Source organism: Nocardia testacea NBRC 100365 (assembly GCF_000308775.1).
In the GTDB taxonomy this organism is placed as follows: Bacteria; Actinomycetota; Actinomycetes; order Mycobacteriales; family Mycobacteriaceae; genus Nocardia; species Nocardia testacea.
In genome coordinates, this window is sequence record NZ_BAGJ01000086.1 from 58,377 (window position 1) to 76,851 (window position 18,475).

Annotated in this window: 1 protein-coding gene; it reads left to right on the forward strand. The window is 70.0% G+C overall.

The features are described from left to right. Positions 1 to 141 precede the first annotated feature (141 nt). Complete coding sequence (locus ON38_RS11065; RefSeq protein ID WP_245563999.1) at positions 142 to 18,339, forward strand: non-ribosomal peptide synthetase; 18,198 nt, start codon at positions 142 to 144, stop codon at positions 18,337 to 18,339. The last annotated feature ends 136 nt before the right edge of the window (positions 18,340 to 18,475 follow it).

Below are 18,475 nucleotides of genomic sequence, written 5' to 3' on the forward strand. Positions count from 1 at the left end.
CCGCCGCCGTCATCGCTGACGGGCAAAAATCTCGATTCGACTACATAAATGTTGTTCCAATGAAATCCGCCTGCGCATTTCAGGAGTAGTGAACCGGCTTTATCGGCCGGTTTCCCCCGATGCCGGGAAAATGGAGGACAGGTGACCCAGTCCAAGCGCAATATAGACAGCGGCCGGGGTCGGTCGGACTCATCGGAGATCGGCCCGTCCACGACAACAGGAGACTCGGCGTCGGGTAACGGTTCGGATGCGCGGCCGGACGCCGTCGCCTTCACCGGCCCGCCCCACCGCGACATCCTCCGGCTGTCGGCCGCCCAGCGAGGGATCTGGTTCGCCCAGCATCTCGCGGGTTCGTCTCCGATCTCGGTGGCCCAATATGTCGAGATCGTCGGCGAACTGCAACCGGAACTGCTGTTGGAGGCCTGCCAGGCCGCCGACCGCGAATTCGGACCCGGGCACCTCCATCTGATCGAGGTCGACGGCGAACCGTGCCAGTACGTCGACGAGACCACCGGATCACCGGCCTCGGTGGTGGACCTGCGCCGCCGTGCCGATCCGGTCGCGACCGCGCATCGTCTCATGGTCGAGGACTATTCGGCGCCACTGGACCTGCTCCGCGACTACCTCATGAAATGCATCGTGTACCAGGTGGGCGACAACCACTACCTGTGGTATCAGCGCGCGCACCATATCGCGCTGGACGGGTTCGCCGCGGTGACGATGCTGCACCGCATCACCGAGCTGTACAACGCGTGGGTCCACGGCGAGGACGCGCCCCCGGCCACCGCGAAATACCTGGGCGAGATCATCGAACAGGACCTCGCCTACCGGGGATCGGAACGATTCGACAACGATCGCAAATACTGGACCGAACACCTCGCCGGCGCCCCACCCGTGGTCAGTCTCGCCGGACGGGTCAGCAAACCCACCATCCACCCCGAACTCGTGAGCGCCTCGCTGCCGGAGGACACCGCACGTCTGCTCGACAGCGTTGTCACCGAACGCGGCACCAGCGTCACCCCGATCGTCGTCGCGGCATTCGCCGCCTACCTGGCCCGGATGACCGGAAGCGACGAAGTGCTGCTGAGCCTGCCGGTATCGGGCAGGCATTCCGCGGTACTGCGCCGTTCGGGCGGCATGGTCGCCAATGTGGTGCCGCTGCGCGTGCAGGTCACCGACCGCACCGTCGGGGAACTGATCGACGCCACCCAGAGCGAACTGACCAGCGCACTGCGCCGGCAGCGTTACCGCCAGGAGGACATCTTCCACGACATGGGGATCGCCCGCGACGAGGCCGCCTCGTTCGGTCCGGCCGTCAACCTCATGATGGTGGACAACGAGATCGTGCTCGGGGAGACCACCGGCCGGCTGCACGTACTCACCTCCGGCCCGACCGCGGACCTGTTCGTCAACATCTATCCGGGCGCGGGCCGCGACAGCACCCATATCGATTTCCAGGGCAACCCGAACATCTACAGCGCCGACGAACTCGCCGGGCACCACCGCCGATTCCTCATGTTCCTGCACGAGTTCCTCGCCGGCGGAACAGAGAATTCGGTCACCGGGCTACCGTTGCTCGAAGCACGCGAGCGCGCCGCACTGCTACCCGTGCGGGGACCCCACGGCGCCGGAACCCGGCTGCTGCCCGACATCCTGGCCGACACCGCCCGCCGCCACGGTCCCGGCAACGCCATCTGCACGCCCGGCCGCACGGTGACCTACACCGAACTCGACACCAGGTCCTCCCAGTTGGCCCGCCACCTCATCACCCTCGGGGCCGGGCCGGAGACCGCGGTGGCGATCCTGCTGCGGCGCTCGGTGGAATCGGTGGTCGCGGCATGGGCGGTCGCCAAGACCGGCGCCGCCATCGTGCAGATCGATCCGGAGTACCCGCCCGCCCGTATCCAGCACATGGTCACCGACAGCGGCGCGTCCGTAGCGATCACCGTCGAGGAACACCGCGAACGGCTACCGCAGCAGGTACATCCGCTCATCCTCGACGACCCCGGCACCCAGCGGGAATACGAGTCCGCCGCGACCGGCCCGGTCACCGACGCCGACCGGGTCCGCCCGCTGCGTCCCGCCGACCTCGCCTATCTCACCTACACGTCGGGATCCACCGGGCTCCCGAAGGGCGTGCAGGTCACCCATACCGGGCTGGCGAACCTCATCGCCGACCGCGGCGACACCTACGGCATCGACGCGGACGCCCGGGTGTCCTACGCGCTCTCACCCAGTTTCGATGCCTCGCAGGAACAGTTCCTCACCTGCTTCGCCGCCGGCGCCACACTGGTGATCGTGCCGCCGGACGTGATCGGCGGCGAACCACTGACCCGGCTGCTCGCCGAAGAACGCGTCACCCACCTGACCCTGACCCCCGCCGTGCTGGCGACCGTCGACCCCCAACCGCTCACCGAACTGCGTGTCGTGGTGGTCGGTGGTGACGTGTGCCCGCCGCACGTCATCGAACGGTGGACCGGACCGTGGTCGATGTACAACGAATACGGCCCCACCGAGACCACCATCACCGCCGCCGGAGCGCCGATAGACCCCGATCGTGATCTCACCGTCGGCGGCCCGATCCGCGGCGTCGCCGCCATGGTGCTGGACCGGACCCTGCAACCGGTCCCCAAGGGCACCGCCGGCGAACTGTATCTGGCCGGACCGGGCCTGGCGCGCGGCTACAGCCACCGTTTCGGTGAAACCGCGGCACGTTTCGTCGCCGACCCCTACGGCGACCCGGGGGAGCGGATGTACCGCACCGGCGACCTCGCCCGCTGGTCCGGTGCCGGCGACGAGATGACACTGGAACTGATGGGCCGCAGCGATTTCCAGGTCAAGATCCGCGGCTACCGGATCGAACCGGGTGAGATCGACGCCGCGCTCAGCGGACACGCCGACGTGGATCTCTCGGTCACCGTGCCGGTGCGCAACAAGGCCGACGCGACCGTACTCGCCACCTATGTCGTTCCCGTGCACGGCCGCCGGATCGACACCGTCGAACTGCAGCGCTACGCCCGCGAATCCCTGCCCCCGCACATGGTTCCCGCGGTGATCCTGCCGCTGGACAGTCTGCCGGTGAACGCGTTCGGCAAACTGGACCGTAAAGCGCTACCCGAACCCGATTTCGGGACAGCCCCGGCCGGGCGGGCACCGGCCGGCCCCCGGGAGAACCTGCTGGCCGGCCTGTTCGCCGAGGTCCTCGGGGTCGCGCAGGCCGGAGCCGACGACAGCTTCTTCGCGCTCGGCGGCGACAGCATCCTGTCGATCCAACTGGTGGCGCGCGCCAAAGCGGCCGGGTTGAGCTTCTCCACCCAGGACGTGTTCGACGCCAAAACCGTCGCCGGGCTGGCCGCGGTGGCGACCGACGCCGGGGACGCGCCGCGACTGGCCGAACTGCCCGGCGGCGGCGTCGGGCCGATGCCGCTGTCGCCGATCATGCACGCCATGCTCGGCCGCGGCCACTACGACCGGTTCGCGCAGGCCTCCCTCGTGCAACTGCCGGACCACGTCGAACACGCGGACCTGGTCCGCGCCCTGCAGGCCGTGCTGGACCGGCACGACCTGCTGCGCGCGGTACTGCGCGGCGCCGAATCGGTGGACCGGTTCGTCGACGTCCTCGACCGCGGGACCGTCGACGCCGACACCGCGCTCACCGCGGTGACCCTGACCCGGCGCGACGCCGCCGAGGTCGACAGCCACCTGCAGGCGGCCGCCGACCGGCTGGACCCCGCCAACGGAGTACTGCTGCAAGCCGTCCGGCTGCAGGACCCCACCGGCCCCGACCTGCTGTGGCTGGTGATCCACCACCTCGCCGTCGACGCGGTGTCCTGGCGCATCCTGCTCACCGAGCTCGCGCAGGCATGGGCGCAGATATCCGAGGGCGGCGAACCACAGTTCCCGGCGCCCAGCACCTCGGTGCGACGCTGGGTCCACGGCCTGGTCGAACAGGCACCGGCCCGGCGCGCGAGCGAACTCGGGCTGTGGCGCGGCATCCACGAACTGGGCGACCGGCTACTCGGACCACGCCGCCTGGACCCGCAACGCGACGTGGTGGCGACGGCGGGCCGGGTCCGGATCCGGATTCCCGCCGATATCACCGAGGCGGTGCTCACCACCGTCCCGGCCCGCTACCACGGCAACGCCAACGACCCGCTGCTGACGGCACTGGCGCTGGCCCTGGGCGAATGGCGGCGCCGGCGCGGTATGGCCGCCGGCGCGGAACTGATCTCCCTGGAAGGCCACGGCCGCGAGGAACAGGCGGTACCGGGCGCCGATCTCAGCGCCACGGTGGGCTGGTTCACCACCCGGTTCCCGATCCGGCTCGAACTGCGCGATATCGACCCCGAGGAGGCGTTCGCCGGGGGTGCGGCCGCGGGCCGCGCCGTGGAGCAGGTGAAAGAGCAGCTGCGGGCGGTGCCCGACAACGGCATCGGCTACGGCATGCTGCGCTGCCTCGACCCGCAGGGCAACACCGAACTGGGGAGCTCACCGGAACCTCAGATCAGTTTCAACTATCTGGGGCGGGTGGGTGTCCGCGAACACTCGGGGGCGTGGACACCCACCCGTGAGTTCACCTCGCTGACCGCGACGAGCGACCCCCGGATGGCGCTGCCCGCGCTGCTCGATATCAACGCGATCGCCGAACCGGGACCCGACGGTCTCGAACTGGACGCGACCTGGGAGTTCGCCGCGCAGGTGCTCGACGCCGCGGAGGTCGACGAACTCGCCGGCCTGTGGGTGCGGGCGCTGCGCGCCCTGGCCGGCCATATCCGCTCCGAATCCGCGGGCGGCTTCACCCCCTCGGATTTCGCGCTGGTCACCGTGTCGCAGGACGAAATCGACGGCTGGCTGCGCGACTACCCGTCACTGACCGATGTGTGGCCGCTGACCGCCCTGCAGGCCGGGCTGCTGTTCCACGCCATCTACGACCGCGACACCACCGACGGGTACACGGTGCAGGCGGCGCTCACCTTCGCCGGGGATGTCGACACCGACCGGATGCGGCGGGCCGCCCAGGCACTCGTCGACCGGCATGACAGCCTGCGCACCGCGTTCGTCGAAAGCGCCGGCGGGCCCCGCCAGCTCGTGCTCGGCGACACCCGGGCCGACTGGCAGTACTCCGATCTCACCGAAATCCCCAGCGGCGAGGCACGCGATCATGCCTTCCAGGACCTCGCGGACGCGGCCACGGCACCGTTCGACCCGGCGCGTCCACCACTGCTGCGGTTCCATCTCGTGCGCACCGGCACCGACGAATACCGGCTCCTGGTCACCAACCATCACCTCGTGCTCGACGGCTGGTCGATGCCGCTGCTGATCCACGAACTACTCACGCTGTACGCCGCCGGTGACGAACCGGCCGACCTCGCCGCGCCCCGCTCCTACCGGGACTACCTGCAGTGGCTGCACGGCCAGGACCGCGACGCGGCCACCCAGGCGTGGCAGCGGATGCTCGCCGGTATCGAGAGCCCGACACGGGTCACCGGACCCGCCGACCGCGCGGTCACCGCGCCCAGCGGCGAAACCGGCCGCGCGCTCGACGCCGCGACCACCGCCGCGGTACTCGACCTCGGCCGCACCCACGGGATCACCCCCAATACCGCCATCCAGGTCGCGTGGGCCCTGCTGCTCACCGCCCTCACCGGCCGCTCCGACGTGGTATTCGGCAATACGGTCTCCGACCGGCCACCGCATATCCCGGGCGTCGAATACATGGTCGGACTGTTCATCAACACCCTGCCGGTGCGGGTCCGCACCGACCCGCACGAGACCGTCGCCGACCTGCTCACCCGCGTCCAATCCGAACAGGCGTCGATGCTGGAGCACCGGCACCTCGGACTGGCGGAACTACAACGCGCCACCGGCATCGCCGACATGTTCGACACGGTGACGGTGCTGGAGTCCTATCCGCTGGACCGCGAAGGCCTGTCCCGCGATCTCGGTACCGCCGGCCTGCGGCTGCTCGATATCGACGCCCAGGACGCCACCCCGTATCCACTGAGCCTGCAGGTGGCCCCGCCGTCGCGGGACGCCTCGGACACCGAGGAGAACAGCACCTACACGGTCACCTTGCGGTTCGCCACCGACCGCTTCGACACCGACACCGCCCGCATCCTGCTCGAACGATTCGAACTGCTGCTGACCCAGCTCGTCACCGACCCCGCCCGCCGGGTCGCCGCCGTATCCGCGACCCGCGACAGCGAACGCGCGGAACTGTTCTCGGTATCCGGCGCGCCCCCGGTCGGCGAACGCACCCTGCACGACATCCTGTCTGCCACCGCGCGCCGCTACCCGGAGGCGCCCGCCGTCCGGTCCGGCGACACCACCCTGACCTACCGGGAGCTGGAACAGCGCGCCGACGCCCTCGCCCACCGGCTCACCGAGCGCGGCGCCGCCCCCGAAACATTCGTGGCCCTGGCCCTGCCGAGATCTGCCGAACTGGTCGTCGCGATCTGGGCGGTGGCCCGCACCGGTGCGGCGTTCGTCCCCCTCGATCCCGCCAACCCACCCGAACGCCTCGCGGAACTGCTGGCCGATTCGGGAAGCGCGCTCGGCGTCACCACCGACCCGATCCTCCCGCGACTCCCGGCCGGCGTGGACTGGTCGATCACCGACATCACCGACCCGATCGATCCCGCCGCCGAACCGGTCACCCCCGTACCCCTGCACACCGCCGGCGCCGCCTACCTCATCTACACTTCCGGGTCGACCGGCAAACCGAAAGCAGTGCACATCGCCCACCGCGGCCTGGCCGATGTGGTCGCCGCGCAAGCCGAGGAGTTCGCCGCGACCACCGATTCGGTGGTGCTGCAGGTCGCCTCACCGGGCTTCGATGCCTGTGTTTCCGAACTGCTGCTGGCCCACAGCAGCGGCGCCTGCCTGCTGGTCGCGCCACCGGAGGTGTACGGCGGCAGCGACCTCGAAGAACTGTTGCGCGCCCAGCGGGTCACCCACGCCATCATCACCCCCTCGGTACTGGGCACCATGGATCCAGCCGGGCTGCCCGCGCTGAACACGATCGCGGTCGTCGGCGAGGCCACCGACGCCGACCTGGTGGACCGGTGGGCGCCCGGACGCCGGCTCATGAACCACTACGGGCCCACCGAAACAACCATCTGGGCGACCGCATCCGAGGCGCTGCGCCCCGGCGAACCGGTCACCATCGGCGGCCCGATCCGCGGCGTGACCGCCGCCGTGCTCGATATGTGGCTGCGCCCGGTACCGCTCGGGGTCGCCGGGGAACTGTATCTCGGCGGGCCCGGGCTGGCCCGCGGCTACTACGACCGGCCGGCCACCACCGCCTCCCGGTTCGTCGCCGACCCACGCTCACCCCACGGCGACCGCCTGTACCGCACCGGTGACTCGGTGCGCTGGGTGCGCGGCCGCACCGGCCCCGAACTGGAATACCTGGGCCGGGTCGACCAGCAGGTCAAAATACACGGCCTGCGCATCGAACCCGGCGAGATCGACGCCCACCTGGCCCGGCACCCGGCCGTGGCGCGGGCGGCCACCGTCGCCCAGGAGGGCCCGGCCGGCGAACCGGTGCTGGTGTCCTATGTCGTACCGGCCCCCGGTACGACCCTGGATGTGGCGGCACTGCACGAAGACCTGGCCGGTTCGCTCGCCCACTACATGAACCCCGCCGCGATCGTCGAACTCGACGCGATGCCACTGACCCCCGTCGGCAAAATCGACCGCCGCGCGCTGCGCGAACACACCTTCCACGCCGAAACCGCGGCCGGCCGGCCACCGTCCACCCCGGCCGAACGGGTGATGGCGCAACTGTTCACCGAAGTGCTGCACCTCGACACCGTCTCCGCCGACAGCAACTTCTTCACCCTCGGTGGCGACAGCATCGTCTCCATGCGTCTGGTGGCGCTGGCCCGCGCGGCCGGGCTGACCCTCACCCCGCGCGATGTGTTCGAGGGCAAAACCGTCGCCGCCCTCGCCGCGACGGCCCGCCACGAATCCGACGCCGCGACCACCGCGGACCTGCCCCGCGCCGCGCACCGCATCGAGGACCGCGCCTACCGGCCGGCGGATTTCCCGCTCGTCACCCTCACCCGGCCCGATATCGAACAACTCGAACAGCGCTACGACACCCTGGCCGATGTGTGGCCGCTGTCGCCCATGCAATCCGGGATCCACTTCCACTCCACCTTCGACCCCGATGCCGCGGACAACTACACCGTGCAGACGGCGATCGGCTTCACCGGCCGCGTCGACGGCCGACGCCTCCGGGCCGCCGCGCAGGCGGTGGTCGACCGGCACGACATCCTGCGGGCCGCGTTCACCGAAACCGCCGCCGGACCGTGCCAGATCGTGCTCGACCACGCCGAGGTCCGGTTCCAGGAAGTCGATCTCGCCGTCCGCGGCCACGACCTCACCGCCGAATGGGACCGCATCGCCGCCGCCGACGCGGCCGCCGGATTCGACCTGTCGGCACCGCCGCTGATCCGCTTCACCCTCATCCGCGCCGAATCCGGTGCCGCCCGGCTGCTGATCACCAACCACCATGTGATCCTGGACGGCTGGTCGATGCCGCTGCTGTTGCGAGAACTGCTCGACTACTACGGCGCACCCGAACACATCGGCGCCGCCGGCGCCGCCCCCTCCTACCGCGACTACCTGACCTGGCTCACCCGCCAGGACCTCACCGCGTCCAAAGCCGCCTGGGCACAGGCCTACGCCGACGTGGATTCACCCACCCGCGTCGCCCGCGACACCGGACCCACCGGCACCACAGCCGCCGAGGTCACCGCCGAACTGCCGGCCGAGCACCTCGCGCGCCTGCGCACCGTGGCCGCCGACGCCGCCGTCACCGTCAACACGGCCGTCGCCGCCGCGTGGGCACTGAACCTGCGCACCCTCACCGGCGAAACCGACGTGATCTTCGGTTCCGCCGTCTCCGGACGACCACCCGAACTACCGCGTGTCGACCAGACACTCGGCATGTTCCTCAACACCGTCCCCGTCCGCGTCCGGCTCGACCCGGCCTCCTCGCTGCGCGAATTGCTGACCCATCTGCAAGACCAGCACGCCCGCATGCTCGACCACCACTATGTCGGGCTCCCCGATATCCACCGCAGCGCCGGAACGACCGAACTGTTCGACACCGCGGTCGCTTTCCAGTCCTTCCCAGTGGACCGCACGGCCCTGCAGCAACTCGTCGAATCCGCCGGACTGCAGGTGGACGAGATCACCGGTGTCGACGCCACCCCCTACCCGTTGAGCCTGGTCGTCGCACCCAACCAGGACGAGCACGAGACCGGGCAGAGCCTGCACATCACCCTGCGGTTCCTCGACCACGCCTTCGACACCGCGCAGGCACGCGCCATCCTCGACCGCTTCGTCGAACTGCTGCACCGCATCGCCCACGACCCCGCCACCCGGCTCGGCGCGCTCACCCTGCCCGACCAGCGGGACCCGGTCCTGCCGGCACCGCGCAACAGGTATCTGCCCGCGGGCACCCTGGGCGACCTGTTCGCCGCCACTGTCGCCGCCCGTCCTGACGCCGTCGCGGCCACCGCCGGCCCGGTCGCCCTGACCTACCGGCAACTCGACGCCCGCGCGAACCGCCTCGCCCGGCTGCTGCTGCGCCGCGGCGGCCGCCCGGGCACCCTGGTCGCCGCCGCGCTGCCCCGGTCCCTCGACGCGATCGTCACCATCTGGGCCGCCACGAAAGCGGGCGCCGCGTTCCTGCCGATGGACCCGAACCTGCCCGCCGACCGCCTCGAATTCCTGCTGTCCGACTCCGGCGCCACCCTCGGCATCACCGACACCGCCTCCCGGCCGCGCCTACCCGACCACGTCGACTGGCTGATCGTGGACGCCGAAACCGACGGCGGCGACCCGGCACTGTCCGCGCCGGTCACCGACGCCGACCGCGGCGGACCGATCCACCCGGCGCATCCCGCGTACGTCATCTACACCTCCGGGTCCACCGGGACCCCCAAGGGTGTCCTGGTGGCCCACCGCGCCCTCGCCGATGTGGTGGCCGCCCAACGCCGGATACTCGGCGTCGGGCCCGCCGCGACCGTCCTGCAGGTCGCCTCACCCAATTTCGACGCCTCGGTGTTCGAACTGCTGATGTCGCACGGCTGCGGCGGCCGGCTGGTCATCGCGCCCCCGGACGTGTACGGCGGGCCCGAACTGGCCGCCCTGATCCGGCGCGAACACATCACCCACGCCCTGCTGACCCCCTCCGCGCTGGCGACCCTCCCGCACGAGGGCCTCGGCGAACTCCGGGTGCTCGCCAGCGCCGGTGAACCCGTCGGCCCCGAACTGGTCGAACGGTGGGCACCCGACCGCGCCATGGTCAACCTGTACGGTCCCAGCGAAACCACCATCTGGGCCACCGCGAACGCCGCCCTCACCCCCGGCGAACCGATCACCATCGGCGGACCGATCGGACCGGTGTCGGCCACGGTCCTCGACACCTGGCTGCGGCCGGTACCGGCCGGGGTCGCGGGCGAACTGTACCTGTTCGGGCACGGCCTGGCCGACGCCTACATCGGCCGCGCCGGACTCAGCGCCGCCCGCTTCGTGGCCTGCCCGTTCGGCGAGCCCGGCCACCGCATGTACCGCACCGGCGATATCGTGCGCCGCACCGACACCGACGAACTGGAATTCGTGGGACGCAACGACTTCCAGGTCAAGATCCGCGGCAACCGGATCGAACTGGGCGAAATCGACGCCGTACTCGGCGCACGCCCCGATGTGGCGTTCGCGGTCACCGTGCCGCGCACCACCGAGGACCGGCCGGCGCTGCTGGTGTCCTATGTGGTGCCCGCCGCCGGCCACACCGTGTTCGGCGACGACCTGACCGCCGCCCTCACCGAAGCCCTGCCCGCCTATATGGTGCCCGCCGCGGTCCTCGTCCTCGACGAACTCCCACTCACCGCCAACGGCAAACTGGACCGCAACCGGCTACCGGAACCCGTGTTCGCCACCCACGAATACCGGGCACCGTCCACACCGGTGGAAAACCTGGTCGCCGAAGCCTTCCAGCACGTACTCGGCATCGCCCGCGTCGGCGCCGACGACAACTTCTTCGAACTCGGCGGCGATTCGCTCAGCGCCTCACTGGTCGTGGCACGCGTCGGAGCCGCCCTGAACGTGCGGGTCCCGGTGCGGTCGATGTTCGAAACACCCACCGTCGCCGGACTCGCCGCCCACGCCGAAACACTCACCGGCGGCGACCGGATACCTCTCACCGCCGGAGTGCGCCCCGACCCCGTCCCGCTGTCGCTGGCACAACAGCGGATGTGGTTCCTCAACCGCTTCGAACCCGACTCCGCCGCCTACAACATCCCGGTGATGCTGCGGCTGACCGGCGATCTGGACACCGAAGCCCTCGCCACCGCCCTGCGCGACGTCGCCGCACGCCACGAAGTACTGCGGACCATCTACCCCGAGACCGCCGGCGAACCCGAACAGGTGACCCTCGACGAACCAGAGATCACCCTCGACCCCGTCCACGTCGACCCGTCCGTGATCCCCGACGCGGTCGCCGAATTCATGCGCCGCGGCTTCGACGTCACCGTGCAGGTGCCGATGCGCGTCGCACTGTTCGCCCTCGACACCGACGGTCACACCACGGAATACCTGCTGGTGCTGGTGGTGCACCATATCGCCGGCGACGGCCAGTCCATGGGCCCGCTGGCCCGCGACGTGATGCGCGCCTACGCCGCCCGCACCGCCGGGCACCCGCCGCTGTGGGAACCCCTGCCGGTGCAGTACGCCGACTTCGCACTGTGGCAACGCCGGACCCTGGGCTCCGCGCAGGACCCCGCCTCGCTCATGTCGGCGCAACTGGACTACTGGCGCACCACACTGGCCGGTGCACCCGACCGGATCGACCTACCCGCCGACCGGCCCCGCCCGCCCGTCGCCTCCCTCGCCGGCGGCCGCGTCCCGCTCGACATCGACGCCGACCTGCACAGCAAACTCACCGAACTCGCCCGCGTGCACGGAACATCCCTGTTCATGGTCCTGCACGCCGCGCTCGCGACCGTACTGAGCCGGCTGAGCAGCAGCGACGACGTGGTGATCGGCACCCCCGTCGCCGGCCGCACCGAACCCGGACTCGACGACCTCGTCGGCATGTTCGTCAACACCCTCGTCCTGCGCACCCCGATACACCCCGGCGAACCCTTCACCGACCTGCTGGCCCGCACGAAAGAAACCGACCTGCAGGCCTTCGAACACGCCGACGTCCCATTCGAACGGATCGTGGAAGAACTGAAACCGGAACGCTCCGCCGACCGGCATCCACTGTTCCAGATCGCGCTGGCTTTCCAGAACCTGTCCTCGGTCGACGTGGTGCTGCCCGACGTCACCGTATCCCGCGCCGACGTCGACACCGGTATGTGCCAGTTCGACCTGCAACTCGTCGTCGACGACAACTACGGCAGAGGTGGGGCGCCGCAAGGCATCTCCGGCATGCTGATGTTCGCCCGCGACCTGTTCGACGAACCGACGGTCACCGGGTTCGCCCAGCGACTGATCCGGATCCTGGACGCCGTCGCCGCCGACCCGGCCACACCGGTCGGCGACCTCGACTGGCTCGACACCGACGAACACACCGCCCTCGTCTCCCGCGTCGGACCGCGCCTCGAAGGCGCACCCGCCCTGCTACCGGACGCATTCGCCACCGCCGTCCGCGACAACGGCGACGGACTCGCCCTGATCGCCGGCGACACCACACTCACCTACACCGAACTCGACCTGCGATCGAACCGGCTGGCACGCGCCCTCATCGAACACGGCGCCGGCCCAGAGCATCCGGTACTCGTCGCCGCCACCCGATCCATCACCTCCGTGATCGCCTGGTGGGCCGTCGTCAAATCCGGCGCCACCTACGTGCCGGTGGATCCCCGCTACCCGGCGAGCCGCATGGAACAGATGGTGACCGACTCCGGCGCCACACTCGGGGTCACCGTCACCGCGGCCCGACCCGACCTCCCCGACTCCGTGAACTGGCTCGTCCTCGACGACGACACCGTCGCCGCGCGGATCGACGCCCTGCCCGGCGACCCCGTCACCGACGACGACCGGCACGCACCCCTGCGCGCCACCGACTCCGCCTACATCATCTTCACCTCCGGCTCCACCGGCGTACCCAAGGGCGTCGTCGTCGAGCACCGCGCAATCGCCGACTTCCTCGCCGGCCAGCACACCGCCCACCGCACCGGCCACACCTCCCGCATACTGCACTTCGCCTCCCCGTCCTTCGACGCCTCCCTGCTGGAGATCATGCTCGCCACCGGCGGCGCCTCAACCCTCGTCCTGGCCCCGGCCGGAATGTACGGCGGCAGCGAACTCGCCGACCTCCTGCGCACCCACCACGTCACCCACGCCTTCGTGACACCCGTGGCGCTCGCCTCCGTCGACCCCACCGGACTCGACGACCTGCAGGTCGTCATGTCCGGCGGTGAGGAAGTGCCCTCGGACCTGGTGAACCGGTGGGCCGGCACCGACCACGCCGGCACCCGCGAATTCCGGGTCCTGTACGGGCCGACCGAAACCTCGGTCGTGGCCACCGCCGCCCCGCACATGCTCCCCGGCGACCGGATCCGGATCGGTGCCCCCCGCGCCGGAATGCGCGCCCTCGTCCTGGACTCCCGGCTGCGACCGGTACCCGTCGGAGTGCCCGCGGAGCTCTACCTGGCCGGCCCCGGCCTGGCCCGCGGCTACCTGAACAGGACCGCCACCAGCGCCGCCCGATTCGTCGCCTGCCCCTACGGCGAACCCGGGCAGCGCATGTACCGCACCGGCGACGTCGTGCGCTGGAACGCCGACCACGACCTGGAATTCGTCGGACGCAACGACTTCCAGATCAAAGTTCGCGGCTTCCGGGTGGAACTCGGCGAAATCGACGCGGTCCTCAGCGCCCGCGCGGACATATCCTTCGCCGTGACCGTACCCCGCCGCGAAGGCGGGGGACCGGTACTGCTGGTGTCGTATGTGGTGCCGACTCCGGGCGCCACCGTCTCCAGCGAAGAACTCGTCACCGCCACCGCCGCCGCACTGCCGTCCTACATGGTGCCCGCCGCGGTGATGGTGCTCGACGCCATACCGCTGTCACCGAACGGCAAACTCGACCGCAAAGCCCTGCCGGCGCCGGTCTTGCAGGCCCGGCAGTTCCGGGCACCGTCCTCACCGGTCGAAGAGATCGTTGCCGGGGTGTACGCCGAGGTGCTCGGCACCGACGGACCCGTCGGCGCCGACGACGACTTCTTCGAACTGGGCGGCAACAGCCTCGTCGCCACCCGCGTCGCCGCCCGCATCGGCGCCGCGCTCGACGCCTCCGTACCCGTCGCGATGATCTTCGAAGCCCCCACCGTCGCGAAACTCGCCGCACGCGCCGAATCACACGCCGACACCGGCCGCATCGCACTCACCCCCCAACCCCGCCCCGAACACATCCCGCTGTCCTACGCCCAGCAGCGGATGTGGTTCCTGAACCGGTTCGAACCCGACTCCGCCGCCTACAGCATCCCGATCGTCATCCGGCTCACCGGCCGGCTCGACATCGACGCCCTGCACGCCGCCGTCGACGACGTCATGACCCGCCACGAAGTACTGCGCACCATCTACCCCCACCACGACGGCGAACCCGCGCAGGTGATCCTGCCCGCCGCCGACGCCGTACCACCCATGGCCGTCGCCCCCGTCGACCGATCCGAACTGGTGGACCGGCTGTCCACCTTCGTCTCCGCGGTATTCGACCTCACCACCGAAGTACCGTTCCGGGTACGGCTCTACGAACTCGACCACGACGAGTGGATCCTGGCCGTGGTACTGCACCACATCTCCGGCGACGGATCATCGCTGGGCCCGCTCGCCCGCGACATGATGGCCGCCTACTCGGCCCGGCTCCACCGCGAACCCCCCGCCTGGCCGCCGCTGTCGGTGCAGTACGCCGACTACGCGATCTGGCAGCACACCGTACTGGGCACCGAACAGGACACCGATTCGCTGCTGCGCGCCCAGATCGACTACTGGACCGGGCAGCTCGCCGACCTGCCCGCCCTGCTGGACCTGCCCACCGACCGGCCGCGCCCGCCCGCACCGACCTACGCGGGCGCCGGCGTGCCGATCGAACTCGACGCCGAACTCCACGCGAAACTCGAACGGGTCGCCCGCGCCCACAACACCACCTTGTTCATGGTGTTCCACGCGGCGCTGGCCGCCACCCTGGCCCGGCTCGCCAACACCGACGACCTCGCGATCGGCACCCCGTACGCGGGCCGCGGCGAACCCGAACTCGACGACCTCGTCGGCATGTTCGTCAACACCCTCGTCCTGCGCACCCGGCTCACCCCGGGCATGTCGTTCACCCAGCTGCTCGAACACGTACGCGGAACCGACCTGACCGCATTCGGGCACGCCGACGTCCCCTTCGAACGACTCGTCCAGGAACTCAACCCGGTACGCACCCCCGCACACCACCCGCTGTTCCAGGTGATGCTGGCCTTCCAGAACCTCACCACCACCGATTTCGAACTCCCGGACCTGTCGGTCTCGGCCGTCGAAGCAGACACCGGCACCTCCCTGTTCGACCTGCAGGTCACCGTCTCCGACACCTACGACGACGCCGGCGCACCGACCGGGATCAGCGGCGCCATCACCTACGCCACCGACCTGTTCGACAAAGCGACCGCCACCGGACTCGTCGACCGCCTGCTGCGGATGCTCGACGCGATGGCCACCGACCCCACCCGGCCCGTCCACGACGTCGACCTGCTCGACCCCACCGAACGCGACGCCGAACTGATCTGGTGCAACACCACCGACTATCACCTCGCCCGGAACGAGACGCTGCCGTCGGTGTTCACCGCCTCGGCGCGCAGACACGCCGACCTGCCCGCAGTGACCACCGCGGACGACCGGACGCTCACCTACGCGCAGTTCGCATCCCGCGTCAACCGGCTCGCCCGGCTGCTGATCACCCGCGGTGTCGGTCCCGAAACCCTGGTAGCGCTGCGGATGCCACGCTCACTGGACCAGGTCACCGCGATGTACGCGGTCCACGCCGCCGGCGGCGGCTACGTCCCGATCGACCCCGACCACCCCGCCGAACGCATCGACTACATGCTGAACACCGCGAACCCGGTCCTCGTCCTGTCCACCCTCGACGGCCTCGACTTCTCCGGCTTCGACGACGGACCCGTCACCGACCGTGAACGTCTCACACCGCTACGGCCGGACAACATCGCCTACGTCCTGTTCACCTCCGGCTCCACCGGACGCCCCAAAGGCGTAGCGGTATCGCACCGCGCGGTGCTCAACCAACTGCACTGGATCAACGGAGCCCACTCCCTGACACCGAACGACGTGGTCCTGCAGAAGACTCCCGCCACCTTCGACGTCTCGGTGTGGGAACTGTTCGCCACCCTGGTGGTCGGCGCGCGGATGATCATCGCGCAACCGTACGGACACACCGACCCCGCCTATCTCGCCGACACCATCGCCGCCCACCGGGTCACCCTCACCTCCTTCGTGCCCTCCATGCTCGCGGCGTTCGCCGAGACCGCTCCCGCCGGGGCCCTGACCTCACTGAGGGCTCTGCTCGTCGGCGGTGAGGCATTCGGTCAGGACGTCGTATCCGCCGCCCGCCGGGTGATGCCCGCTACCGAACTGCACAACCTGTACGGGCCGACCGAATTCACCCTGCACGCCACCGAACACCTGGTCACCGACGCCGACCACGGCAACGTCCCCATGGGCACGCCGGTCTGGAACGTCCGCGCCTACGTCCTGGACTCCCGGCTGCAACCCGCACCGCCCGGAGTGGCAGGCGACCTCTACCTGGCCGGTGACCAGGTCGCCCGCGGCTACCAAGATCGTCCCGGACTCACCGCCGAACGCTTCGTCGCCGACCCCTTCACCGCGGGCGAACGGCTCTACCGCACCGGTGACCTGGCACGACGCCTCCCCAACGGAGAACTGGAATACCTCGGCCGCACCGACTCGCAGGTGAAACTGCGCGGACTGCGTATCGAACTCGGCGAAATCGAAGCGGTACTCGCCGAACACGACAGCGTGGCCCGCGCGATCGTGGCGGTGCACACCGCTGCGGCCGGGGACCAGCTCGTCGCCTACCTCGTCCCCACGACCGGCGCCGCCCTCGACACCGCCGCGGTCCTCGCCCACGCCGCCACCGAACTGCCCGGCTACATGGTGCCCGGCACCGTCATGGTGCTCGACACCGTGCCCTACACGGCCTCGGGCAAACTCGACCGCGCGCGGCTACCCGAACCGGAGTTCGCGGTCGGTGAATACCGGGAACCGGCGTCCTGGCTGGAAAGCGAAGTAGTCCGTGCCTACGGGCACGTACTAGGCGTGGAACGCGTAGGGGCCGACGACGATTTCTACGCCCTCGGCGGCAACTCGCTGCGGTCGGTGCAGGTGGTCAGCGAACTGAAGAAGGAACTCGACTACGACGTTCCGGTCAGCTGGATCCTGTCCGACCCCAGCCCCGCCGACCTCGCCAAACGCATCGAGACAGGGATGCGCTCCGGGCACACCCGGCCCGACGCGGCCACCACCTTCGGTTTCGATGTGCTGCTGCCGATCCGGGCCGACGGTGACCTGCCACCGCTGTTCTGCATCCATCCCGCGTCGGGCCTGGCCTGGAGCTACCGCCCGTTCGCCGAGTACCTGGCACCCGGCCGGCCGATCTACGGCATCCAGGCGCCCCAGATCGGCGGGGAGGTCCCCGGACCGGCCACGATCGAGGACACCGCCCGCCGGTACTTCGCCGAGATCCGGGCCGTTCAGCCGCACGGGCCATACCATCTGCTCGGCTGGTCGCTGGGCGGGCAGATCGCGCAGGCGATCGCCGTCGAGATGCGGGCGGCGGGGGAGCAGGTCGACCTGCTGGCACTGCTGGACGCCGAAGCCGCCAATATCGATCCCGCCGAGGTCGTCACGGTCACCGCCGGAGAACTGATCAGCAATCTCGGACCGGTACTGGGTATCGACTTCGTGGACCAGGACGCGACCCCGCAGGAAGCGGCCGACCTGATCAGGCGCCACCTCGGTGCCGGCTTCCCGGTCGACGCCGACATGATCCAGCGGATGACCGACGCCTACAACCAGTCCATGCGGGCGGCGAGTATCTGGCGGCCACAAGTACTCGACGGCGATCTGCTGTACTTCACCGCGACGGTGGACCGCCGTCCCGACGCCACCGGCTGGGCGGGATGGGCACCGGTCGTCACCGGGCAGATCACCAATATCGATATCGATGCGCCCCACCTCGCCATGACCGAGCCGGCCGCGGTCGAGGAGATCGCCCGAATCATCGACGAACGGCTGGATCGGTGAAGCCGCAGAAAATACCGACCGTTTCGTAGGATAAATTTCCCGGCGAATTTTCAGCCAGGCGAAAGGTGACGCCGCGTCCGAATACGGCCAGGTCAACCGGGGATCCACAGAACGCCAGGTTATCGGCCTAGACCAA